The following is a 22,224-nucleotide window of genomic DNA, read 5'->3' as shown; positions in this document are numbered from 1 at the left end:
CTGGGTGGCGCTTGGCGATCCCGCCGGGCCAAGGAGCACGATATGGAATCCAGCCAGTTGCGATGCTTTCTCGAAGTGGCGGAAACGCTGCATTTCACCCGCGCGGCGGAGCGGCTGCATCTCAGCCAGCCCGCGCTCAGCACCCAGATCGACAAGCTCGAGCGCGAACTCGGCGTCGATCTGTTCGAGCGCTCGCACAAGAAGACCACGCTGACCTATGCCGGCACGCTGTATCGCGACGAGGCCCGCAAGATTCTGGCGCTCGGCAGCCGCGCCGTAGAGCGGGCGCGGCTGGCGGCGGCCGGCCAGATCGGCCGGCTGCGGATCGGCTTCATCTCCACCGCGACGGCCTATGTCGTCCCGCAATTGATCGCCGAATTTCGCAAGCAGGCGCCGCATGTCGAACTCGACCTGCACCACTCCCTCACCGCCGAGCAGGTCAAGCTGCTGAGCAGCGGCGAACTCGACATCGGCTTTCTGCGCGTTCCGCTGCCCGAGCCGCGCGGGCTGTCGACGATTCTGGTCCATCAGGAGCCGTACAAGCTGTTCCTGCCGGCGACGCATCCGCTGGCGTCGCGGCCGCTGCTGGACTGGCAGGATCTCGACGGCGCCGACTTCGTCACCTATTCGCAACTCAATGCGCCGGGCGTTGCCGCGGCGCTGGCGCTGGTGATGCAGCAGGCCGGGATCCGGCCTGCGGCGACCCACGCGGCCAGCGATATGTATTCGCTGATCTCGCTGGTCTCCGCCGGCGTCGGCATCGCCATCGCGCCGGCCTCGCTGCAGCATTATCGGCTGCCCAACGTGGTGATCCGCGACCTGCAGGGCATCCGCCCCTCCGAGGTGGCGCTGGCGCATCGCGACGGCATCGACCATCCGGCGGCGCTGGCCTTCATCCGCACCGCGCGCGCGATGTCGCAGTCCATCCAGCGGTGAGATTGGAGACTAACTATGTCTCTTCTATTAACTACGCCTGCCGCGCCGTCATCCTGAGGTGCCCGAGCGTAGCGAGGGCCTCGAAGGATGCGGCCGCGAGCCAGCGGCGCAGCTACGACTCGTAGCTCATCCTTCGATGACATCCGGCTTCGCGCTGCGCGCGACGCCGGATTCCTCAGGATGACGCCGCCGAGGAAGCGGCGTCGCTCGCACAACCGAGCCGAGGCGCCACCGCGTCAGCGAAAGTTGTGCGCCAGCATCTTGTGAATATGCGTCGCGGCGATCGCGGCGTGGCCGGTGCCGACCGCGATCTGATGCAGATCGGAGACCACGTCGCCGGCGGCGTAAAGGCCGTCGACGGTGGTGCACTGATGATCGTCCACCTTGAGGCAACCGACGTCGTTGGTCGCGGCGCCGAGCGCGGTGGCGAGATCGGAGCGCACCGCGCAGCCGAGCGCCGGATACACCACGTCGAATGACGGCAGCGCGCCGGCGGCCAGCCGCGCGCGGATCTGGCCGCCGTCGCGCTCCAGCCCGATCACCGGCCCGACGATGGCGATGCCGGCCTCATCCAGCGCGGCGCGACAATCCGCGGAGGCGACCTTGCCGTCGATGTTCAGCAGCGTGACGTCTCTGGAATAGCTGCGCAGGAAAGTCGCCTTGGCCGCGGCGTCGTCGCCATGGCCGAGTACCGCGATGCGCTGGTCGGTCACTTCATAGCCGTCACACACCGGACAATAGCGAATGCTGCCGTCCTGCACCGCGTCGTCGAGCCCCAGCAGGCTCGGACTGTCGTCGACGATCCCGGTGGCCAGCAGCACGATGCGGGCGCCGATGCGACGCGTAGCAGACGCTGCGACAAAGCCGTCGCCGTCGCGCTTCAAATCGATCACCCGATCTTTGCGGATCGGCACTTGGTAATGCGCCGCCTGTTGCCGCAGATTGGCCAGCAGGCCCGCGCCGGAGACGCCGTCGGGAAAGCCCGGATAATTGTGGCTCTCGGGGATCAGCGCGGCGCGGCTATGGCCGTCATCGATGACCAGGATGTTGCGCCGATACCGCGCGAGATAAATCGCCGCGGTCAGCCCGGCGGGGCCACCGCCCACGATCAGGCAGTCGACGTCGTCGGGGGCCGGCGCGGTCATGAGCGAAATTCCTAGCTGTGCCCGCCCGGCTGCGGGAATTGGCCGATGCCTTGGGAGGAAGAGATGCCTTGGGGGGAGGAGGTGCGGCGGGCGCCGGGCGCGCCGAGCTGCTGATCGATCGCGGAATTGAGCTGCGCACCAAGCAGCACCACGATGGTGGTCATCCACATCCACACCATCAAGCCGATCGCGGCGCCGAGCGAGCCGTAGGTGGCGTCGTAATTGGCAAAATTCGCCAGGTAATAGGACAGGATCGCGGATCCCGCGAGCCAGCTCAGCGCCGCGGCGACGCTGCCCGGCGAAATCCAGCGCCACTGCGGCGCGGTGAGGCTCGGCCCGAAGCGATACAGCACCGCGAGCCCGAGCAGCACCAACACCGCCAGAGCCGGCCAACGGCCGTAGCGAATCAGCGCGTCGGCGGTAGCGCCGAGCCCGACCATCGACAGCACGATCGGGGCCGCGACGACGAGGCCGATCGCCGCCAGCACCACCGCGAGGCTGCCCAGCGTAAACGCCAGCGATATCGCATTAAGCTTGAAGAAGCCGCGCTTCTCCTGCTCGCCATAGACCACGTTGAGCGAATCGATGATCGCCTTCATGCCGCCATTGGCGCTCCACAGCGCCAGCGCCATGCTGAACAGGAATGCGGTGCCGAGCTTGACGTCGCCCTTGGCGAGCACCCGGCCGACCTGGTCCTGCACGATCGAGAACGCGCCCGCCGGCACCAGCCCGGCGAGCAGCGACAGATGCTGATTGATGGTGTTGCCGTCGGAAAACAGCGCGTAGGACGACACCAGCGCGGTGATCGCGGGAAACAGCGCCAGCAGGCCATAGAACACCGTGCCGGCGGCGACCGCCAACAGGCGATCGTCATTGGTGCGCTGATAAAGGGTGAGCAGGATCGCCTTCCAAACGGCCCAACTGCGCAGCGATTTCGCCGAATCGTAACTTGGTGAATCCGCCGCCGGCTGTGGCGGCGGATTCCGGCTCAGTGGGTTTCGGACTCCTGCCAACGCTCCAGATCCGGCATGGTCGGCTTCTGGTTCGGGCTCTGCGCGCTCTGGCCGGGGTGTTGCCATGGCTTGTCGGTGCCGCTCTTTTGCTGATCCTGCTTGTTGCCGGAGTTCGCGTTGTCGTTGTCGGCCATCATCAGCGCTGCTCCGCGGACTGACCGCGATGGCCGGCGGAATCCGCCACGCGCTTGATCTTGTCGCCGACGTCGCGCGCCACGGCCTTGAGCTGATCCGGGGTCAGCCCCTGACGTTCCGCCTCGTCACCGGCAGCGTCCAGAGCGCTACTGGCGAATTCCTGCACCCGGCCGCTCTGCTCGCCGACGAACTCGGCGGCACGCGCCTTCAACTCGTCGCTGGTTTCGCCGAAATACTCCGCTTCGAGCCTGGTGGTCGGCAACGACGCCGCAATGCCGGCGCCGATCGCAATTCCGACCGCGCCGAGCAGCAGCGGCTGCTCCTCGAGCATGTCGCTGAGCCGCCCGCGCGCCGAGGCGAACAGATCGGCGCCGCGCTCCGGAATCGCCTGGGCGAAGTCGGACGCCGTCCCCGCCACGTTGGAGCCGAGCCGCGAGGCGCGATCCAGCGCGTCGGACGCGGTGTCGCGCACGGTCTGCGAGACGTTGCCGACGATCGCGCCGGCGCTCTCGCCGACGCCGGACAGTTGCTCGCCGAGCACATTGACCCGGCTCTGTACCGCCGAGCGACCAGACGACAGCGCCTCGGCCGCGGCGTCGGGCAGCCGGTCGAGACCGCTGCGACGCGCCAGCCGCTGCGCCGCGTCGACGGTCTTGCCGCCGCTGAACAGCCACAGCACGCCCATCCCGATCAGCGCGGTGGACACCGGATTGCGGCGCACCGCCTGGCCGAGATTGCGGACGAAATCCGCGCCCATGGTTTCGTAGGACGAATTCACGCTCATTGGACCATCTCCTTGGCGGCGAGCTTGTCGCGCTCGATTTCCTGCATCATCACGGTCGGCTTCAGCGCATCACCGGACAACCGGCTGATGCCGATACTGATCAGGATCAGCGCGATCACCGCCGCGCCGCCGCCCGTGATCAGATAGGACATCGCCGGGCTGAAGCCGGCCTGCGCCAGCGCCGCGGCGATCGCGAACAGGATCAACACCAGCGCCGGCATAAAGATCACCGCACCGGCGCCGATCATCGCGCCGGCCCGGCCGACCTGGCCGAGCTTTTGCGAGAATTCGGCGCGGGCGAGGTCGATCTCGTTGCTCAACAACTTGGCGAGTTGGCCGAAGGCGTCGCTGAACAGCTCGGGGATCGAACGATTAGCTGGTGAACTCATCGCGATACCCCCTGTTGTCATCGTTCGCGCGCTGCGGCGCGCCGCGACCGCCTTGGGCCGATCCACCGCGGTCGATGGCCTCGCCCGAACTCTTCAGAAACCGCACCGCGCCGAATCCGGCGAGCACCGCGAGACCGAGAAACGCCGTCGGTTGGCGACGCGCGAAGGATTGCGCGCCTGCCACCAGGTCCTGCAGATCGCCGGTGCGGACGCTGTCGGAGACGTCTTCCACCTTGGACGCGGCCTTGCGGATATAGCTCGCGGCGAACGGCAGATCGTGGTCGAATTCGCGGGCGGCGCGGCGCAAGGTCTCGGCGAGATTGCCGACATAGTCGGCGCCGACGCCCTGCTGATCGTGCACCCGCTCCTTGATCTTGTCGCCGGCCTGCGCGGCGAAGTCCTTCGCCGCCTCGGTGAATTCGGCGGCCTGCTGCTTGATGGTCTCGGCCGACGAGCCGGCGAGATCGCTGACCTTCTCGGTCACCTTGTCCTTGAAGTCGGTGGCCTTGTCCTTGATATCCCGCGCGGCGTCCTTGCCGGCGTCTTTGATGTCGCGGCCGGCGGCCACGGTCTGTTCGGTCACGCCGCGCAGGCTCTGCGGCGCCGGCGAACCACCCGGCTTGGCGGGGTTGCCGACGTTGGAATTCGACGGTGTGGTCTTGACGAATTGTTCAGCCATGATCGTTCCTTCCCGGATGTCTCTGTTTCAATGTCCCGTTCAATGTTTGTTGTGCGACGGCATCTCGAACGACGTCGTCGCGGCCTCGGCGACCTTGCGCGCGCGTTGACCGAGATCCTTTGCCGCGCCGGCCACGCTGTCCGGCGTCAGGCCTTCCTGTTCGACTGCCTGAGTGACCTCGTGATAGGCGCCGCCGACCGCCTCCTTGAGACCTTCAACGCCCTGCGTCGCGACGTCGCGCGCCCGCTCCCTGAGGCCGCGGGCGGTGCCGCCGACCAGCCGGTCTTCGATCCGCGAGCGCGGCAGAGCGCTGGCGATCAAGCCGCCGAGCACCAGGCCGATGCCGGCAACCAGCAGCGGATTCTGCGTCGCGGTGTCCATGACCGTGTGCCGGGCACGATCGCCGGCCTGGGCGGCGCGCTGCGCCAATTGCGCGGCGCGGTCGCGGGCCAGCGCGGCGGCGTCGCGGCCGGCATCGACCGAAGCATAAGCGGTCTGCCGCAGCCGCGCTGCGGCGTCGGCGGCGGTCTCGCGCATCGCGGCCGCGGCGTCGCGCACCGACGACGCGGTGTCACGCACCGTACCGGCGGCATCGGCGGCGCTGCGCGATCCGCGTTCGGAAAGTTCGGCGACCTCGCCGGAGATGCGTTCGCCGGTCTGGTCGGCCTGGTGGCGCAGCCCGTCGACCGTCGAGGAAATGCTGGCGCCCAGTTCGGCGGCCTTGCCCTTGATCTGCTCGGCGCCGACCGCGACGGCTTCGCTGGCGGCGGCGTATCGATCGACCGCGTAGTCGCGCGTGGCAATCGCGGCCTCGCCGACATCGGCGCCGAAGTCGCGGGCTCTGCGATTGACCTCGCCGGCCAGATCGATCGCCGCGTCATTGGCCTGCCGCGCGACGTCCTGTCCGCGCTTGGTTCCGGCCAGATACAGCCCGGCGCCGACCATCAGCACCGGCGCGGGGATGGTGCGCACCACCCGCAGCAGCGGCACCGCGACGCTGGCACCGATCGCCAGCGCCTGCAGCGGATTGTTGCGGATCGCGTCAGTGACGCTGTCGACCATCGCCTCGCCGCGGCTCTTGATGTAGCCGGAGACCTCGGCCTTGATCGCATCGGGAGAAACCCGCGCGCGGAAGTCCTGCGCGGTGTCGTTGACGGTGGTCTTCAACTGATCGACCGTCGCGGTCAGGCCCGCCCGTGCGCGCTCGGCGTCGCGGCGTATCTCTTCCAAGGATCGAGGATCGGCCTGGGCCATGGGGTGGACTCCGTGTTGTTGGAAAGCTGCATGTGAACTCGGCAGGTTCGGCTATGTTCCGCCCAGCGGACGGTTTCTGGGTCCGGCAGGACGAAACTGATCGCCGACCGAAGAGCCGACTGGACCTCGCGCAACGCTGCGCGATACTGAACACTCCGCAGCAAATCGGAACCGGCCATGGCGCTCGATGACTTCACCCTTGCCGACGTCTATCGCCGCAACGCGGCGCTGGCGCCGCGGCGCACCGCCTTCGTGTTTGAAGGCCGCCATATCAGCCATCTCGACTATCTGGGCCGGGTGACGCGGCTCGCCGCCGGACTCGCCCGCGAAGGCGTCACGGCGGGCGACCGCGTTGCAATTCTGTCGCAAAACGCACTGGAGATGGTCGACCTGATCGGCGCGGAGGCCTATATCGGCGCCGTCCTGCTGCCGGTCAATGTCCGGCTCAGCGCTGAAGAAATCGGCTTCGTGCTGGCCGATGGCGCGCCGCTGCTGCTGATCGTTGGCCGCGACTATCAGCCCATCGCGCAGACGCTGGCGCCGTCGCTGCCCTCGCTGCGGCGCTGCTTCGGGCTCGGCGCGGACGCCGCGCCGTTCCAGCCGTTCGGCGAGCTTTACGATGTGGACGATCCGGCGCCGCGACAGGACGTCGATGCCGATGCGGGCTTCGTCATCATTCACACCGCCGCGGTCGGCGGCAGGCCGCGCGGCGCGTTGTTGTCGCAGCGCAATCTATTGATCGCGCAGAGTTCGCTGATCCAGGCGCTCGGGCTTGGCGAAGCTGACGTCAACCTCGGCGTCTTGCCGCTATTTCACATCACCGGGCTCGGGCTGATGCTGACCGCGCAGCAGGCCGGCGGCGTCAACGTCATTGCCGCGAAGTTCGACGCGGCAGAGGCCGCGCGCGGCATCGCCGCCGAACAGGTGACGCTGCTGGCGACGTTCGCGCCGATGCTGGGCGCCATCCTTGAGCACGCCAGCGGCGATCAGTTGCGCAGCCTGCGCGCGGTGACCGGGCTCGATACGCCGCAAACCATCGAATGCTTCGAGGCGATGTGCCCGAACGCGCGGTTCTGGTCGACCTATGGGCAATCCGAGACCTCGGGGCTGGCGACATTGTCGCCGTATCGCGAGCGGCCGAAATCCGCCGGCCGGCCGTTGTTTTGGCGCAGCATGGCGGTGGTCGATGCCGACGATCGGCCGCTGCCCGAAGGCGAGGTCGGCGAGATCGTGCTGCGCGGCCCGACCGTGTTCAAAGGCTATTGGAACAACAAGGCCGCCACCGCCCACGCGCTGCGCGGCGGCTGGCATCACACCGGCGACCTCGGGCGGTTCGATGCCGATGGTTACTTATGGTACGCCGGCCGCGCGCCGGAGAAGGACCTGATCAAGACCGGCGGCGAGAACGTCTATCCGGCCGAAGTCGAGGCCGCGATCCGCGCCCATCCCGGCGTCGCCGAGGTGGTGGTGATCGGGGTGCCGGATCCGCAATGGAGCGAGGCGATCAAGGCGGTCTGCGTCTGCCGCGACGGCGCAAGCCCCAGCGCTGCGGAGATCGCGGATTTTGTCGCTGGACAAATCGCCCGCTTCAAAAGGCCGAAATACGTGGTATTCGTGGCGAGCCTGCCTTTAACCGCGACCGGCGCGATCGACCGCGCCGCGGTGAAGGTCGCGCATGGCGAAGCTTCGAGCGACTAGAGCTGTTCCGGTTCTGATAGAATCAGAACCGAGCTCTAGATTCTTATTTTGACGCGTTTTCTTCACGCGAACCGGGATCCACTTCGCTCGAAAACGCTATAACCCGACTGTTGTTTCAGGCGCCAGTTCAGATGAGGTCGTCATTCCGGGGCGCGAGGCCTTTGGGCCGAGCGAACCCGGAATCTAGCCGCACCTCCCGCGCTTGCCCCGCAGCGAGATTCCGGGTTCACGCGCGGCTCACGCCGCTCGTGCCCCGGAATGACAGGAAACAGCGCGATCGACCGCGCAGCCGTGAAGGCCGCGCATGGCGACGCTTCGAGCTACTAACTCGACTGTCGTCTCAGGCGCCAGTCCAGATGAGATCGTCATTCCGGGGCGCGAGGCCTTTAGGCCGAGCGAACCCGGAATCTCGCTGCAAGCCAGACCTGAACGCAAAGCAAGATTCCGGGTTCGCTCGCAGCTTCGCTGCTCGTGCCCCGGAATGACAGGAAGAGAACGGAGCGAGTGCATCGCCCCGTTCAAACCGTTCAGTTCACCCGCTCGCGGATCGCGGCTTCCAGCGATTCCGCTAGTTGCTCCTGGGTGTAGGGCTTGCCGAGCCGCGGAAAGCCGAGCAGCGCATCGGGCGGCAATTCGGCATAGCCGGTGGCCAGCACGATCGGCAGCTTCGGCTTGCTGACCTTCACCCTGGTCGCCAGATCGAGCCCGGTCATCCCCGGCATCGCGTAGTCGGTGAGCAGCACGTCGAACCGGGCGTCGGAATCCAATAGCTGCAACGCCTGGGCACCGGACTGCGCCTCCATCACGCTGTGACCGAGGTCCATCAACAGATAGGCGGTGTTCATCCGCACCAACGGATCGTCGTCGACCAGCAGCACGCGCAACTGCTTGCCGGCGGCGCCGCCGACCGGCGGCGGTCCGGCCGCCGGAGCCACCATGTCCTCGCGCCGCGCCCGCGGCAGCCACAGATTGACCACGGTGCCTTTGCCGACGTCGCTGGTCATGGTCAGCGCGCCGCCGGACTGCACGGTGAGGCCCTGCACCATCGACAGCCCAAGCCCGGTGCCCTTGCCCAATCCCTTGGTGGTGAAGAACGGCTCCATCGCTTTCGCCAAGGTCGCCTGATCCATCCCCTCGCCGGTGTCGGCCACGCTGATGCAGACGTAGTCGCCGGGCGGCAGCGCGGGCGGCCGCTGGCTGGCCGCGGCGGCGGCGTTGCGGCAGGTGATCACCAGCGCGCCGCCGGCCGGCATCGCGTCGCGGGCGTTCACCGCGAGATTCATCAGCGCCAGTTCGAGCTGGTTGGCGTCGATCTTGACCGGCTCGACGTCGGGCGGAATGTCGATGCTGATGTTGATGTTCGGCCCCAGCGACTGGCGCAGAAAGTCCATCATGTCGGGGATCAGCTTCTGGATCTCGATGGCTTCGAGCTTCAACTCCTGGCGCCTTGCAAACGCCAACAGCCGCTTGGTCAGGGTGGCGCCGCGCTCGGCGCCCTGCAGCGCGCCGTCGAGCAGCCGCGAGGTGCGCGGATCGTCGGGCAGCCATTTCTTCAACAGCGACAGGCTGCCCAGGATCACCGCCAGCAGATTGTTGAAATCATGCGCGACGCCGCCGGTGAGCTGGCCGATGGTCTCCATCTTCTGCGCTTCGTGCAGCTGATTGAGCGCCAATTCGCGTTCGCGGGTGCGCTCCTGCACCAGCGCCTCGAGCTCTTCGTTGCTGCGGCGCAGCGCCTCGCGCGCCTCGACGTGATCGGTGATGTCGGTCGCGGTGCCGAACCAGCGGCTGATGCTGCCGTCCGGCGCCCACACCGGGATCGAGCGCATCTTGAACCAGCGGTGGCTGCCGTCGCTGCGGCACAGCCTGACGTCGGCGTCGAACACCCCGCCCTCGGCCAGCGCCGACTTCCAGGATGCGGTGAATGCCGGGGTATCCTCTTTGTGGATCGCCTTCAGCCAGCCGGAGCCGAGATGCTCGCTGAACGGCGCGCCGGTATAGGCCTGCCATTGCGGATTGAAATAGTCGCATTCGCCGTTCTGGTCGCAGGTCCAGACCAGTTGCGGCAGCGCTTCCAGCAGCGCGCGGTGACGGCCCTCGCTGGCGCGCAACGCGGCTTCAGCGTTAGTGCGTTCGGTGACGTCGCGCCAGATCGTGGTGATGAACACCCGCTCGTCGGCCTTCCAGCGCCCCAGCGAGACCTCGAACTGGCAGACGTCGCCCGGCTTGCGGCGGCCGTTGACCTGCAGCGTGCAGGAGTTGGCATTCTGCAGCTCGACGAACGCCTGGGTCAGCCCGTCATCGTGCTGCAGCAGCACGTCGAGCTTCTGATCCAACAGCTCGGACAGCTCATAGCCGAACACCTGTTCGGCGGCGCCGTTGGCCCATTGAATGGTGCGGTCGAGGCCGATGGTGATGATGGCGTCGGGCGCGGAATCGACGATGGCGTGATAGCGCGCGTTCTGCCGTTCGCGCAGCACCCGCTCACGCGCCACCGCCACGCTGACGTCGTTGACCTGCAGCATGCAGCGCGGCGCGCCATTCGCCCACACCGGCCGCACCACGATATTGTGCAGCAATTCCTCGCCGCCGTCGCCCAGCAGCGGCAGCAATTTGTTGAGCGAATGGGTGAGAATGCTGGAGCTGCCGGTCTGCAGGCAGTCCGTGATTACCGAGGGCAGCCGGGTGCCGCCGAGATTGGGATATAATTCGATCAGGTTGCTGCCGAGCACCGCGGACCGCGACCGCCCGGTGACCCTTGCCATCCAGTCATTCCAGCCGACCACGGCTTGGCGCTCATCCAGTACGATGACGCCGACGTCAAGGGCATCGACCACAGCCGCGACGTCGAATTCGGATTGACCCTCTGACATTGTTACGCGGTTTGCTTCTCGACGTCTTCGATGAACTCGCCGACGATCTCCTTCAACGAGGTGATCGACGGCAGATCCATCAGCAGCGCGATGAAGCCGCGGATATCGCGGTTCTTGATGGTGAAATCGATATACAGGAACAGGACCAGGTTGCCATCGCTCGCCGAGCCGTCGACTTCGAACAGCGTCTTGCCGTCGCCGCGGATCACCGACGGTAATGACATCCGCATGGTCCGGCGCAGCAGATTGGCGATGGTGGCGAGGCAGGCGTTGAGGATGACGTTGCCGGTTTCCGCCAGCGCCTCCTGCTCGAGGTCGATGACGTCCTCCAGGCTGTGCTCATGGCCGACGATCGAGCGCACCAGTTCGAGGCTCTGGGCCTGGGGAAAGATCAGCAGCGCCTTGCCGGAGAACGGCCCTTCGAACGACTGCTTCACCGCCACCAGTTGCGGGGCGTTGTCGCCCTCGACCAGCCGCGCGGCGACGTCGCGGCCGACGATCCGCACCGCCGGGACCGACAACAGCACCTGTTCGCCCACCATCTGGCGCAGGCTGGCCGCAGCACGACTGACGCCCAGATTGGCGATCTCCGCAAGCGCGTCCTGTTCGATGTCGGAGAGTTCGCCGCGAGTGGTGGTCATACTGCCTTCGTTTTCAATCGGAGAGCGGCCCCCGCCAGGAACGCATCAAGCGCTTCATCAGTCAGGGGTTTAGCGATAAAGGCGGCATTAAGTTCCCGTGTCCGGGCAATAATTTCGTCTTGCACATTGGCCGACACCACCGCGGCCGGAATCTTCGGCTCGGCGGTGCGGATTTTCGCCAGCAATTCCAGCCCGTCGGTGCCGGGCATGTTGAAGTCCACCAGCACAATATCGGGCGCCCGCTCGGACAGCGCCTGCAGCGCGGCGTCGGCGTTGCCGGCCTCGATCAGGTCCCAGTCCGGCCGCAACCGGCGGAACGCGCTCGCCATCACCATGCGAGCCAGCTTGCTGTCGTCGACGATCAGTACCTTGTGTTGCATGTCGCTTAATCTCGCGCGGCTTGGCCGCATTATCCAGGTTCTCGGGCTCGGAGAGATCGTCAGACCGAAACCTTGTCGATTGAAATAGCACGGTTTTCTGCCTTTACACAGCCCGAGGCAGAGACCACCGCGCGACGAAGGGGTCGCCGCAGGGTCCGAGCAATTCGGGCCCCATGGCTAAGATGAGCTGCAGGATGGCGGAGTGAAGGTGGCTGGAACGGGTCCAGTCGACCGGCGCCTCCGGGGTCTCCTGCAGCAGCCGCAGCAGCGCTTCGGCCTCAGCCACGGGGCAAGCCCCGGACAGCACGATGGTTCCCGCCTCGTTGCGAACCACGCTCATGGCACGAGCTCCTGCAGATCCAGCACCAGCAACACCCCGCCGTCGCCGAGCAGCGTGGTTCCGGCAAAGCCGCGGGCGGTCGATAGCACCCCCTGCATCGGTTTCAGCACCACTTCGAGACGGTCGCGGATGGCGTCGACGGCAAGGCCGGCGCGCTTGCCGCCGACCTCGGCGACCACCACCAGCCGGCCCTCGGCGGCGCGCTGCGGCTTCGCCGGCAGATGCATCAATTCCGCCAGTTCGCAGATCGGCACCACATGGTCGTCGAGCACGAAGCCGTCATTGGCCTTGATCCGGCTGATCCGCTGCGCTGGCAGCTGCACGGTCTTCGACACCGCATCCATCGGAATGCCGAACAGCTGGTTGCCGGCCTCCACCACCATGATCCGCAGCATCGCGATCGAGGACGGCAGCTCGAGCCGCACCGTGGTGCCGGACCCGACCCGGCTTTGCAGCGACACCCGGCCGCCGATCGGCGCGATGGTGGTGCGCACGATGTCCATGCCGACGCCGCGGCCGGAAATCTCGGAGACCGCCGCGGCGGTGGAAAATCCCGCCGCAAACACCAGGTCGATCACCTGGGCATCGGACAAAGCCGCCAGTTCGGCGGCGCCAAGCAGCGCCTTGTCGGCGGCGCGGCGGCGCACCATCGCGGGGTCGATGCCGCGGCCGTCGTCGATCACCTCGACCACGAAGCGGTCGCTGGCGCGCCGCGCCCGCAGCGTCAGCGTGGCGGTCTGCGGCTTGCCTGCGGCCACCCGCTGCTCCGGCGTCTCGATGCCGTGGTCGAGCGCGTTGCGCACCAGATGCAGCATCGGCTCGAACAACAGATCGACCACGGTCTTGTCGGATTCGGCGGTCTCGCCCTCGGTGACCAGCGTCACCGTCTTGCCGAGCCGCTGCGCCAGATCGCGCACCAGCCGCGGAAACGCGCGAAACAGCTGCGCCACCGGCACCATGCGCAATTGCAGGATCGCAGCGCGCATCTCGGCGTCGAGCCGCTCGAACGCCTCGACCTCGCGGCGCAGCAGCCGCGCGATCTCGCCGCCGCCCTCGGTCGCGGCGCGTTTGGCAAGATGCGCGAAGCCGTTTTTCAGCAGCGTGAGTTCGCCGGCGAGATTGACCAGCGCATCGATCCGCGCCTCGTCGATCCGCAAGCTGCGGCCACCGCGCCCGGCACTCTCGGTCGCGGGCGTCGGTTCGGCGGTGGTTGTTGCGGCGGCATCGTCACCGGCGAGAATTCGTTGCAGGCACTGCCGCAGCGGCGCGGCGTCGGACTGCGCGGTCGCGTCCCCGGCCGCCGCCTCAACCTGCGCCGCCGCGCGATCTTGTCCGTCATGGCGCAGCGCGTTGACGGCGACCCGCGCGGCGGCGCCGATCCGGCCAACCAGATCGGCGGTGTCGGCAGGGGCGCTGAGCACGCGCTGCTGCTCCTCGATCAGCCCGCGCACCAGATCGGAGACGCCGGCCGCCGGCTGCGTGGCGGCGGGCGCCAGTATCGCGGGGGAAAGCTCGACGATCCGCACCTGATCGGGCTGCAGCCGAAACAGCGCCGCCAGCGACGCCTTGTCGACCGCGGCGAGCCCCTGCAGCCGAAGATTGCAGGCAAACGGATCGAACTCGGCCGGTGCCGGCCAGGGCTGGCGCGGCGCAATCCGCAACGCCAGCAGTTGCGGGATCTTGCGCATCAGCCCGAGCGGATCGTCGCCGTTGAAGAAGCAGCCGGCATGCGGCTGATAGTCCACCGCCGACAACGCCGCGACCGGGGCGTCAGGCGATGTGCCGCGCGCCTCATCGAGCAGCGGCGCCACCCAGTCCGGCACCGCCTCGCTGGCCGCGGCGGCGGCGGCGCTCGGCGTCAGCAGCGCGCGCAGCGCCTGCGCCAGTTGCCACGCGGCCTCGCCGGCATCCGCTGGCAGCGCGCCGTCGGCTTCGAACTGATCGACCCAGCGCGACACCTGGTCGAGGCATTGCAACGCGCCGTCGATGACCGGCGGCGTGACCTCCAGCCTGCCGGACTGCAACTCCGCCAGCAGATCCTCGGCGGCGTGCATCGCCAGCCCCATCGCCGGCAGATCGACCAGGCCGGCGGCACCCTTCAAGGTGTGGAAGGCGCGAAACACCGAATCGATCCGCGGCGCGGACACGCCGTCGCGCTCCAGCGCGATCAGGTCGTCGCCGGCCTGATCCACCAGTTCGCGGGCCTCGATGACGAATTGGTCGTGCAGCGCGTTCATCACGGCGCTCCGGCGAGCAGCGCGACGTGGCGCAACAGATCGGCTTCCGAGACCGGCTTGACCAGATAAAAATTGGCGCCGGCGGCGCGGGCCTCGTCGCGATCCTGCTGGCCGGCTTCGGTGGAGATCATCAGCGCCGGCACTGAGGCGGTTTCGGCGGCGCTGCCGCGCAATGCGCGCAGGAACGACAGCCCGTCCATCCGCGGCATGTTGACGTCGACGATCACCAGATCGAAGCGCTGCGCCAGACACTTTTCCATCGCCTCGAGGCCGTTGATCGCCTGCTCGACGGCGAAGCCGGCCTTCTCCAGCGCGGCGAGGTAATAAAGCCGCACCAGCGAGGAATCGTCGACCACCAGGATCCGTCGTGGCGCCGCAGCGGCGCCGTTGTCACTGCTGCTCGTCATGATCGGCCCCAGGTTTTTGATAGATGATGGCGTCGGGAAACCGGCGAATCTGGAACAGCGGCGAGATCCGGCTCATGGTCTCGGAATGCCCGAGGCAGATGAAGCCGCCGGGGCGCAGACAGTCGTAGAGATTTTCCGCGGCGATGCGGCGCGAGGCGTCGTCGAAATAGATCAGCACGTTGCGGCAGAACACGATGTCGAAATCGCGATACTGCGCCATGTCGGCGGCGTCGACCAGATTGGCGCGGGTGAAGCGGATCGAGTCGCGCAGCCCCGGATCGATCTGATACTGGCCGGCGGCGACCGGCTTGAAATAGCGCGCCACCACGTCGCGGGTCAGCCGCATCAAGGCGCGATCGCCATAGATGCCGTGCTCGGCCTGTTGCAGCGCTCTGGTATCGATGTCGGAGCCGACGATTTCGATGTTGTATTTGTCGACGTCGCGCCAATGCTCCATCAGCCAGATTGCGATCGAATAAGGCTCCTCGCCGGTCGAACACGGCACCGACCAGATCCGGAAGGTTTCGTCGGCTCGCTTGCGGCCGAGCAATTCGCCGAGCAGGTTCGCCGTCATGCAGCGCAACTGGTGCTCTTCACGATCGAAATAGGTCTCGTTGACGGTGAAGGAATTCACCAGATGCTCGATCTCGTGCTCGGCATCGGCGCGCAGCATCGCGAAGTAAGCGGAGAACGATCCGGAGCCGGTGGCGGTGATTCGCTCCGCCAGCCGGCGGTCGATGTAGTAGCGCTTGTTGTCGGCGAACGACATGCCGGTGCGACGATAGAGGAATTCGCACAGCCGGCGGACGTCCTGCTGGCTGACCGCAACGATCGGATCGGCGTTCGGGCGATTCATGCGGGGCTAATCCTCGGCGCCGGAAATCTGATCGATCGCCACCGCCGCCGCAAAGCGCAGGAACGCAACCTCGGCGAACCGCGCGGCGCAGGCCCGCAGCGCCGGAATCGCCGCCGTGGTGCCGACCTCGGCCAGCACGTCGATCGCGGCACCGCAGACATTGGGATGCGGCTCGCGTTGCAGCAGATCGCTGAGCAGCGCGGTGGCGGTCTCGGCCGGCATGTTGCGGGCAAGCTCGGTGGCCAGGATCCGCACATCGGAGTCCGGGTCGCTCAATAGCGCCGTCATGAACGGCAGCGTCGCCTGCGGCATCGCCTGCAACGCCTCGACCGCGCAGGCGCGCAACGCGGCGTCCTGCGCCCGCAGCGCCGGCAGCAGCGCCGCCACCGCATCGGCGTCGCCGATCCGCAACAACGCGGTCATGATGGCTTCACGGACCTGCGGCACCTGCTCGGCGGCGAGTGCGGCGGCCAGCGCCGGCGCCGCGCCGGCGGTGCCGAGCCCGCGCGCCGCGTTCCAGCGGCGATCCGGATCGGGATCGCTGAGCGCTGCGGCCAAGGCCGCGAGATCCGCCGCCGGCTGGCGCGGCTGGGCGCCCTTGCTGTCGTCGCGTTTAATCAGCGGCATCGGTACTCACCCATTCGATCACCGCAGCGGCGATCTCCTCCACCGGCAGCACCGCGGTGGCACCGCCCTGCCTGACCAATTCTCCGGGCATGCCCCAGACCACCGCGGTGGCCTCGGCCTCGGCGATGGTGCGGCCGCCCTGCGCGCGCAGCCGCGTCATCGCCCCGGCACCGTCGTCGCCCATTCCGGTCATCAGCACACCGACAAGTCTTGTCGCGTCATAATGCTCCAGCGCGCTGTCGACCATCCGCTCAACGCTCGGATGCCACGGATAGTCGCGTTGCGCCGGCACCGAAATCGCGATCAGCCCGGCCGGACGCGGCGCCACGATGACGTCGGCGTCGCCGCGGCCGATATAGATCGTGCCGGGTTCCAGCCGCCGCGGCACGTCGACCTCGACCACGTTCAAGGCGCATTCGCGGTCCAGCCGCTTGGCGAAGGCGCCGGTGAAAGTGGCCGGCAGATGCTGCGCGATCAGCACCGGCCAGGGAAACTCCGCCGGCAGTTGCGGCAACAGCATGTTAAGCGCCGCCGGGCCGCCGGTCGAGGTGCCGATCAGCAGCAGCCCGGACGCCGCTTTGGCGCGCGGCCGCGCGGCGCCGCGCCGCGCCGCTCTGGCGCGCGGGCCAGCCGCAGCGTCGCGGAACTGATAGCGGATGCGATCCGCCAGCCGGTGGGTGGTGCGGATCTTGGCCTGCGCCGCGGCGCGGATGGTGGCCACCAGGAGCGGCCGCAGCCGATCGATCTGCAGCGAAAACGTGCCGCCCGGCTTGGCGATGACGTCGACCGCGCCGAGCGCCATCGCCGACAGCGTGGCGTCGGCGTTCTGCTCGGTCAGCGAGGAGATCATCACCACCGGGCGCGGTGACTCCAGCATAATCCGGCCGAGGCAGGTCAGCCCGTCCATGCCGGGCATCTGCACGTCGAGGGTGGTGACATGGGGATCGAAGGAGCGCACCAGTTCGAGCGCCTCGAGGCCGCTGCGCGCCGTTTGAATCTCGAAATCGCCTTCGTCGAGAAACACCGCTTCGAGCAGCTTGCGCACCAAGGCGGAATCGTCGGCGATCAGCAGCCTGATCACGACGCCTGCAACGCTGCGTCGGGCCTGCCGCGATTGAATTTGGCCAGCACGTCGGCCTCGACCCGATCGAGCAATTGCGCAGGGTCGATCAACAAGATGATACGGCCATCCGCCTCGAGATTGGCGACGCGGTGGATCAGCCGGGCCTGCTCGGCGGAGACGTCCGGCGCGGTGCTGATGGCGCGGGCGGGCAGTTTGAGGAGTTCCGACACGCTGTCGACCAGAAATCCGGTCTTGCCGCCGCCGCTGTTCAGCACCAGCACGCGTTGCGCGGTCTTGGCGTCATTGGCCGCCAGGTCGAAGCGCCGTCGCAGGTCGACGATCGGCATCACCCGGCCGCGCAGATTCATCACCCCGTCGATGAAGGCCGGCGCCTTCGGCAGCCGCGTCACCCGCTCGGGCGCCCGCGCCACCTCGTCGATCGCGGCGACCGGGATGCCGTAATCCTGCTCGCCCAGCCTGAAGACAATGAACTGCTCGTCGGCCATCGCGTCCTCGCCGGCTTGCTGCTGCGCCACACTGCCCTCCTCGAGCTGCTGCGACAACACCCGGCGCACCAGATCGGAGCGGAACAGGCGGTCGGCGCTGAGCAGGCCGACCAAGCGCCGGCCGTGATCGAGCCGGCAGATCGAGCTGATCTCGGCGTCGCCGGCGCCGCGGGTCAACAAGGCCGGCGCCGGGTCGATCAGCCCCGGATCGACCCGCAGGATGTCGCGGGTGCGATCGACCACCACGCCGACCGCGCCCTGCCCGATTGACAGCACGATCACCTTGCCGCGGCCGTCGCGAATCAGCTCGTCGTCAAATCCGAGCAGCGTGCGCAGCGACACCAAAGGCAGCAGCCGGTCGCGCAGCGTCACCACGCCGAGCACCGCGGTTTCCGGACGCGGCACTTCCGAGACGTGCTCCGGCAGCGCGATGATTTCCAGCACCCGGTCGAGCGGCAGCGCGTATTCCTGGGCGCCGAGGTCGAAGCTGAGCAGCGCCAGGCGATGCTGCGCCGGTTCGTTGCGGCCGGCCGCGGTGGCGATCGCCGTGACGCCGGCTGCGGCGCGCGGCGCGGAGCCGGCAAGCCGCGCGAACTGATCGCGCAGCAGCTGATCGGGGTGCAGCACCTTGATGGCGTCGCGGCCTTCGTCGCCCTTGATCACGCCCTCCAGCAGCGCCGGATCGAGCTGCCCGGCGCCGGAATCGTCGTGTTCGATGGCGTCGTCGGCGACCGGCAGCAGCCGATCGATGCGGTCGACCAACAGCCCGAACGGCGCCGGCCGATCGATCACGATCACCCGCGCGGTATCGCCCGCCGCGGCATCCGGCCAGCCGAGCAAGCGGCGCAAGCCGAGCACCGGCAGCACGGTGCCGCGCAGATTGGCGAGGCCGAGCAGGCTATGCGGCGCCATCGGCATCTGCGCCAGCTTCGGCGGGCGGATGATTTCGGCGACCTCCTTGAGCCTAAGCCCGAGGCGTTCCGCGGCGACGCCGAACACCACCACATGGGCGGCGTCGGACGCCGGCGCGGCCGCGACGCCGGGCGGCGCCGCCGGCGCGGCGCTGGTCGCGGCGTGCTGCGCGCGCTTAGCCATGCTGGCGCTGGATGTCTTCGGCGAGCGAGGCGATTTCCTCGATCGCCGCCGCCAGATCCTCGGCGCCGCGGGCCTGCTGCTTGGCGGCGGAGGCCGCCTGCGCCGCGGCGCTGCCGGCCTGTTCGGCAACGCTGGCGACCTGCTGGGCGCCGCGCGCGGCCTCCTGCATCGAAGCCAGGATCGCCTCGGCATTGGCGACGATCTGCCTGGTGCTGGCCGCCACCTCGGTCATGTCGGCTTCGACCACGCCGATCCCGGCCAGCACCGCCGCGGTCTTCTGGTTTTCCGCGTCGGCGGCGGAGACGATCTGCTCGAGTTCGGCGCGCACCGCCGTGATCTGATCCTGGATCGCCTGAACGGTATCCTTGATGCGGCCGGCATTGTCGCCGGAATCCCGCGCCAGATTGCGGATGTCCTGCGACACCACGGCGAAGCCGCGGCCGAATTCTCCGGCGCGCGCCGCCTCGATCGAGCCGTTCACCGCCAGCATGTTGGTCTGGATCGACACCATGCCGATGCCGTCGACGATCTTGTCGACGCGCCGGCTCAGGCTTTCCAGCCCGCCGATCATCTCGCGGCTCTTGCGGGTGGTCTGCAGCGAGCGTGCCACGCCGTCCGAAAGGTCGGCGATGGTGATGCGGATTTCGCCGAGCATGTCGCGCATCCGCAGCGTGCGTTCCAGCGAGCTTGCGGCGTTGGCCTTGGCGGCGAGCGCGGTGGTTTCGATCTGGCCCATCGCGGCGCTAGCCTGTTGCGTCGCCGCGGCCTGCTGCTGGGCGCCGCGGCTGATCTCGTCGAGCGCAATCATGATCTGCGCGGCGGCGCCGGAGATTTCCTGCACCGCGGTGGAGAGTTGTTCCGCCGAGGAGGCGAGTTCGGCCGCCTTGCCGGCGCCCGACAGCGCCTCGCCGGCCAGCGCCGCGACCGCCTGGGTCGCCACCTGGCTCTGCTCCAGCGCCGCGGTCTGCTGCTCGACGCTGCGCAGCGCCTCGGCGGCGGCGGCGGCTTGCTCCTCGGCGGCCGAGGCGATGATCTCGGCGCCCTTCTGCGCCTCGCGCGACGAGGTCTCGGCCAGCGCCGCGGCGGCGGCGATCGCCTGGCTGCTGTCGGCCAGCGTGCCGACCTCCTTGCGCAGGTCGCCGAGCGCGAGAACCACGGTCTGGCTGCGTTGCGCCTCGGCGGAGGCGCCGTCGGCGGCGGTCTTGATCATGGTGGCGATCAGTTGCACCTGCTCGTGGATCTGCCCGGCGAGGTCCTGGACGTCGAGCGCGCTCTTCTCCGAGCTCTCGGCCAGCGCCCGGACCTCGTCGGCCACCACCGCGAAGCCGCGGCCGTGATCGCCGGCGCGCGCCGCCTCGATCGCGGCGTTGAGCGCCAGCAGATTGGTCTGGTCGGAGACATGGCCGACGGTCTTGGTGACGTCGCCGATGCTGACCGCCTGGGCGCTGAGCTGTTCAATCACCGCTACAGAGCCGGCCTGCCGCTCGCCATTGTGCTTGATGTTGCCGGCCCACAGCGAGATCTGGCTGGAGGCATCGCTCAGCACGCTCTGCAGCCGCTCGGTGCCACGGCGGGTGCTGTCGGCACGCTCGCGAGCCTGCTGCAGCGCGATGGTGGCGGAATTGGCCACCGCCAGGGTCTGCTGCGAGGCGCTGGCCGCCTGCTCGGCGCCGCTGGCGATCTGCTCCATGGCGCGGCGCAATTCCTCGGCCGCCGAGGTCGCCTCGACGATGCCGCCGGCGAGTTCCTCGCTGGCCGCGGCGATGCGTTCCTCGATCTTCTGCTTGCGGCTGGCGCTGTCGGTGAGCACCGGCTTGCGCGCTCCCTTGGCGGGCCGCGCCGCGGTGGCGTCAGCCGGCTGCGCGGCGCCGCGCCGCGCCGCGCCCTTGGTGGCCAGATCGGCGGTTTTCATCAGCGATTTCGGTCTAGCCGCGACTGCGCCGGGCGCCGCCGCGGCGTGTTCGGCGCCGGCGGCCAGCGCCACGCCCGATGGGATTGTCCGCGCCCGCCCGGCGACCACCGGGGCGTGCTGAGGACGCTTGCTGCCATTGCTGTTCTTCCGCATCGACCCATACCCACCGTCAAAACCGCGGCCGAAAGCCGTGGCGGCCTTGCTGACAGGCCGAAACTTCGCCGGCGAAGAAGACACAATAAAGAATTGACGTGCAAGGGTGCGTGGCCACAAAGCATTGGACGCTCGCGACAATAATCGGTCTGATGACCGCCGCGGCGGATCAGCCGGATCAGAGAGACCCGTCGATGGCCAGCGACGATTTCATTCCCTTGACCGCGCTCGAACGCGACGCGCTCGGCAAATTGTCCAACATCGCCATGGCCCGCGCCGCCTCCAGCCTGCGCCAGATGGTGCAGCATCAGGTGCTATTGTCGGTGCCGGCGGTCGAGGTGCTGACCCAGGAGGCCGCGGCCGGCATCGTCACCAGGCCGGAGCGCCCCAGCCTGGTCGCGGTGCGGCAGGATTTCAGCGGCGCGTTTTCCGGCCGCGCGCTGTTGATCTTTCCGGAGGCCAACAGCCTCGAACTGGTCCGCGCGGTGGTCGGGCCGAAGCTGACGCTGGAAGACATCGTCGATCTCGAAGACGAGGCGCTGGCCGAAACCGGCAACATCATCCTCAACAGCTGGGTGGCGACCATCGCCAACCTTCTGAAGCGGGCGCTGCGGATGTCGCTGCCGGTGGTGGTGCGCGGCGACGGCCGGCAGATGTTCGACAGTCCCGGCCGGCCGGACAGCCTGATCCTGTTTCTCCACATCAACTTTGAAATCAGCAACAAACCGATCAGCGGCTATGTCGCGCTGTTGATGGACATCCCGTCCTTCGCCGAACTGCGGGCGCTGATCGCCGACTTCGTCAGCAACGTGACGCAGAGCGACCTGACCCAGCGCGACGGCGCCGGCGAACGATCGCGCTGACATTAATTTTTCGTAACGAAGTTTTCCAAGCGCGCCGTATCGCGCAAAAACATTCCTCAAAAGCCCTTCAATTGCGCTGTCACAGACAGGTGATAGGGGCATAGCTTCAATTGCACTGCAACAACGGCTAGAACCAGTCTGCTCATTTGCGGTGTTGCGCCGCGGGCTGACTATTGCCATCAACGCGGTGAAGCGGCGATCATCGGCCGCTGCGATTGCCGCGTATTGCTGCCGGAGG

The 22,224-nt window shown here is 67.9% G+C and carries 21 protein-coding genes; 3 read left to right on the top strand and 18 right to left on the bottom strand.

The features are described from left to right. The first annotated feature begins 42 nt into the window (after positions 1-42). A complete protein-coding gene (locus VGC77_RS05055; RefSeq protein ID WP_331170479.1) occupies positions 43-936 on the top strand; it encodes a LysR family transcriptional regulator in 894 nt (297 codons plus the stop codon). A 236-nt stretch (positions 937-1,172) separates the two neighbouring features. Here VGC77_RS05055 and VGC77_RS05050 read toward each other — a convergent pair whose 3' ends face one another. From VGC77_RS05050 to VGC77_RS05020, 7 genes are read right to left on the bottom strand one after another with little or no spacing between them, the layout of a single operon-like run. Next, positions 1,173-2,081, bottom strand: coding sequence for an NAD(P)/FAD-dependent oxidoreductase (locus VGC77_RS05050; protein ID WP_331170478.1), 909 nt, complete (start codon positions 2,079-2,081; stop codon positions 1,173-1,175). Positions 2,082-2,092: 11 nt separating this feature from the next. Next, a complete protein-coding gene (locus VGC77_RS05045) occupies positions 2,093-3,094 on the bottom strand; it encodes a YihY/virulence factor BrkB family protein (protein ID WP_331170477.1) in 1,002 nt (333 codons plus the stop codon). Next, complete coding sequence (locus tag VGC77_RS05040) at positions 3,070-3,231, bottom strand: hypothetical protein (RefSeq protein ID WP_331170476.1); 162 nt, start codon at positions 3,229-3,231, stop codon at positions 3,070-3,072. The genes VGC77_RS05045 and VGC77_RS05040 overlap by 25 nt, the downstream gene beginning before the upstream one ends. Next, positions 3,231-4,013 (bottom strand): hypothetical protein, encoded by a 783-nt coding sequence (locus VGC77_RS05035; protein ID WP_331170475.1) that lies wholly within the window; start codon positions 4,011-4,013, stop codon positions 3,231-3,233. Before VGC77_RS05035 ends, VGC77_RS05040 begins: the two co-directional genes overlap by 1 nt. Then, positions 4,010-4,402, bottom strand: a complete 393-nt coding sequence (locus tag VGC77_RS05030; protein WP_331170474.1) for a phage holin family protein — start codon at positions 4,400-4,402, stop codon at positions 4,010-4,012. Before VGC77_RS05030 ends, VGC77_RS05035 begins: the two co-directional genes overlap by 4 nt. Next, positions 4,386-5,081, bottom strand: a complete 696-nt coding sequence (locus VGC77_RS05025) for a YtxH domain-containing protein (RefSeq protein WP_331170473.1) — start codon at positions 5,079-5,081, stop codon at positions 4,386-4,388. Before VGC77_RS05025 ends, VGC77_RS05030 begins: the two co-directional genes overlap by 17 nt. Before the next feature lie 39 nt (positions 5,082-5,120). Further along, positions 5,121-6,335, bottom strand: a complete 1,215-nt coding sequence (locus VGC77_RS05020) for a hypothetical protein (protein ID WP_331170472.1) — start codon at positions 6,333-6,335, stop codon at positions 5,121-5,123. 177 nt (positions 6,336-6,512) lie between these two features. On the opposite strand from VGC77_RS05020, the gene VGC77_RS05015 reads away from it, so the two are divergent. Next, positions 6,513-8,033, top strand: a complete 1,521-nt coding sequence (locus VGC77_RS05015; RefSeq protein ID WP_331170471.1) for an AMP-binding protein — start codon at positions 6,513-6,515, stop codon at positions 8,031-8,033. A 527-nt stretch (positions 8,034-8,560) separates the two neighbouring features. On the opposite strand, the gene VGC77_RS05010 is transcribed toward VGC77_RS05015, so the two are convergent. The 11 genes from VGC77_RS05010 to VGC77_RS04960 all read right to left on the bottom strand — a co-directional run bounded on the left by VGC77_RS05010 (position 8,561) and on the right by VGC77_RS04960 (position 21,123). Next, the gene (locus VGC77_RS05010) at positions 8,561-10,906 is read right to left on the bottom strand and encodes a PAS domain S-box protein (protein WP_331170470.1); all 2,346 of its coding nucleotides are present in this window, start codon (positions 10,904-10,906) and stop codon (positions 8,561-8,563) included. Between the two features lie 2 nt (positions 10,907-10,908). Then, positions 10,909-11,547, bottom strand: a complete 639-nt coding sequence (locus VGC77_RS05005; RefSeq protein WP_331170469.1) for a chemotaxis protein CheX — start codon at positions 11,545-11,547, stop codon at positions 10,909-10,911. Next, positions 11,544-11,927, bottom strand: coding sequence for a response regulator (locus VGC77_RS05000; protein ID WP_331170468.1), 384 nt, complete (start codon positions 11,925-11,927; stop codon positions 11,544-11,546). Before VGC77_RS05000 ends, VGC77_RS05005 begins: the two co-directional genes overlap by 4 nt. Before the next feature lie 103 nt (positions 11,928-12,030). Next, positions 12,031-12,267 (bottom strand): hypothetical protein, encoded by a 237-nt coding sequence (locus VGC77_RS04995; RefSeq protein ID WP_331170467.1) that lies wholly within the window; start codon positions 12,265-12,267, stop codon positions 12,031-12,033. Beyond that, positions 12,264-14,504, bottom strand: coding sequence for a chemotaxis protein CheA (locus tag VGC77_RS04990; RefSeq protein ID WP_331170466.1), 2,241 nt, complete (start codon positions 14,502-14,504; stop codon positions 12,264-12,266). The genes VGC77_RS04995 and VGC77_RS04990 overlap by 4 nt, the downstream gene beginning before the upstream one ends. Beyond that, the gene (locus tag VGC77_RS04985) at positions 14,504-14,911 is read right to left on the bottom strand and encodes a response regulator (RefSeq protein ID WP_331170465.1); all 408 of its coding nucleotides are present in this window, start codon (positions 14,909-14,911) and stop codon (positions 14,504-14,506) included. The genes VGC77_RS04990 and VGC77_RS04985 overlap by 1 nt, the downstream gene beginning before the upstream one ends. Beyond that, positions 14,895-15,767: a protein-glutamate O-methyltransferase CheR gene (locus tag VGC77_RS04980; RefSeq protein ID WP_331170464.1), complete on the bottom strand. Its 873-nt coding sequence runs from the start codon at positions 15,765-15,767 to the stop codon at positions 14,895-14,897. The genes VGC77_RS04985 and VGC77_RS04980 overlap by 17 nt, the downstream gene beginning before the upstream one ends. Before the next feature lie 6 nt (positions 15,768-15,773). Beyond that, on the bottom strand, positions 15,774-16,394 hold the full coding sequence (locus VGC77_RS04975; RefSeq protein ID WP_331170463.1) for a HEAT repeat domain-containing protein: 621 nt from the start codon (positions 16,392-16,394) through the stop codon (positions 15,774-15,776). Beyond that, complete coding sequence (gene cheB / locus VGC77_RS04970) at positions 16,381-17,475, bottom strand: chemotaxis-specific protein-glutamate methyltransferase CheB (RefSeq protein WP_331170462.1); 1,095 nt, start codon at positions 17,473-17,475, stop codon at positions 16,381-16,383. Before cheB ends, VGC77_RS04975 begins: the two co-directional genes overlap by 14 nt. Further along, on the bottom strand, positions 17,472-19,058 hold the full coding sequence (locus VGC77_RS04965) for a chemotaxis protein CheW (RefSeq protein ID WP_331170461.1): 1,587 nt from the start codon (positions 19,056-19,058) through the stop codon (positions 17,472-17,474). Before VGC77_RS04965 ends, cheB begins: the two co-directional genes overlap by 4 nt. Next, positions 19,051-21,123 carry a methyl-accepting chemotaxis protein gene (locus VGC77_RS04960; RefSeq protein ID WP_331170460.1) on the bottom strand — a complete coding sequence of 691 codons (2,073 nt, stop codon included), beginning with the start codon at positions 21,121-21,123 and terminating at the stop codon, positions 19,051-19,053. The genes VGC77_RS04965 and VGC77_RS04960 overlap by 8 nt, the downstream gene beginning before the upstream one ends. A gap of 194 nt (positions 21,124-21,317) precedes the next feature. Here VGC77_RS04960 and VGC77_RS04955 point away from each other — a divergent pair, with 194 nt between their 5' ends. Further along, a complete protein-coding gene (locus VGC77_RS04955; RefSeq protein ID WP_331170459.1) occupies positions 21,318-21,986 on the top strand; it encodes a chemotaxis protein CheX in 669 nt (222 codons plus the stop codon). Positions 21,987-22,224 lie beyond the last annotated feature (238 nt).

This window comes from Rhodopseudomonas sp., assembly GCF_036404135.1.
Lineage (GTDB): Bacteria > Pseudomonadota > Alphaproteobacteria > Rhizobiales > Xanthobacteraceae > Rhodopseudomonas_A.
Note: the sequence above shows the minus strand (reverse complement) of the source record. Positions and strands in the feature narration are given on the sequence as shown.

Coding starts and splice junctions, on each gene's coding strand:
- VGC77_RS05055 (WP_331170479.1), top strand. CDS start 43: ATGGAATCCAGCCAGTTGCGATGCTTTCTCGAAGTGGCGGAAACGCTG.
- VGC77_RS05050 (WP_331170478.1), bottom strand. CDS start 2,081: ATGACCGCGCCGGCCCCCGACGACGTCGACTGCCTGATCGTGGGCGGT.
- VGC77_RS05040 (WP_331170476.1), bottom strand. CDS start 3,231: ATGATGGCCGACAACGACAACGCGAACTCCGGCAACAAGCAGGATCAG.
- VGC77_RS05035 (WP_331170475.1), bottom strand. CDS start 4,013: ATGAGCGTGAATTCGTCCTACGAAACCATGGGCGCGGATTTCGTCCGC.
- VGC77_RS05030 (WP_331170474.1), bottom strand. CDS start 4,402: ATGAGTTCACCAGCTAATCGTTCGATCCCCGAGCTGTTCAGCGACGCC.
- VGC77_RS05025 (WP_331170473.1), bottom strand. CDS start 5,081: ATGGCTGAACAATTCGTCAAGACCACACCGTCGAATTCCAACGTCGGC.
- VGC77_RS05020 (WP_331170472.1), bottom strand. CDS start 6,335: ATGGCCCAGGCCGATCCTCGATCCTTGGAAGAGATACGCCGCGACGCC.
- VGC77_RS05015 (WP_331170471.1), top strand. CDS start 6,513: ATGGCGCTCGATGACTTCACCCTTGCCGACGTCTATCGCCGCAACGCG.
- VGC77_RS05010 (WP_331170470.1), bottom strand. CDS start 10,906: ATGTCAGAGGGTCAATCCGAATTCGACGTCGCGGCTGTGGTCGATGCC.
- VGC77_RS05005 (WP_331170469.1), bottom strand. CDS start 11,547: ATGACCACCACTCGCGGCGAACTCTCCGACATCGAACAGGACGCGCTT.
- VGC77_RS05000 (WP_331170468.1), bottom strand. CDS start 11,927: ATGCAACACAAGGTACTGATCGTCGACGACAGCAAGCTGGCTCGCATG.
- VGC77_RS04995 (WP_331170467.1), bottom strand. CDS start 12,267: ATGAGCGTGGTTCGCAACGAGGCGGGAACCATCGTGCTGTCCGGGGCT.
- VGC77_RS04990 (WP_331170466.1), bottom strand. CDS start 14,504: ATGAACGCGCTGCACGACCAATTCGTCATCGAGGCCCGCGAACTGGTG.
- VGC77_RS04985 (WP_331170465.1), bottom strand. CDS start 14,911: ATGACGAGCAGCAGTGACAACGGCGCCGCTGCGGCGCCACGACGGATC.
- VGC77_RS04980 (WP_331170464.1), bottom strand. CDS start 15,767: ATGAATCGCCCGAACGCCGATCCGATCGTTGCGGTCAGCCAGCAGGAC.
- VGC77_RS04975 (WP_331170463.1), bottom strand. CDS start 16,394: ATGCCGCTGATTAAACGCGACGACAGCAAGGGCGCCCAGCCGCGCCAG.
- VGC77_RS04965 (WP_331170461.1), bottom strand. CDS start 19,058: ATGGCTAAGCGCGCGCAGCACGCCGCGACCAGCGCCGCGCCGGCGGCG.
- VGC77_RS04960 (WP_331170460.1), bottom strand. CDS start 21,123: ATGCGGAAGAACAGCAATGGCAGCAAGCGTCCTCAGCACGCCCCGGTG.
- VGC77_RS04955 (WP_331170459.1), top strand. CDS start 21,318: ATGGCCAGCGACGATTTCATTCCCTTGACCGCGCTCGAACGCGACGCG.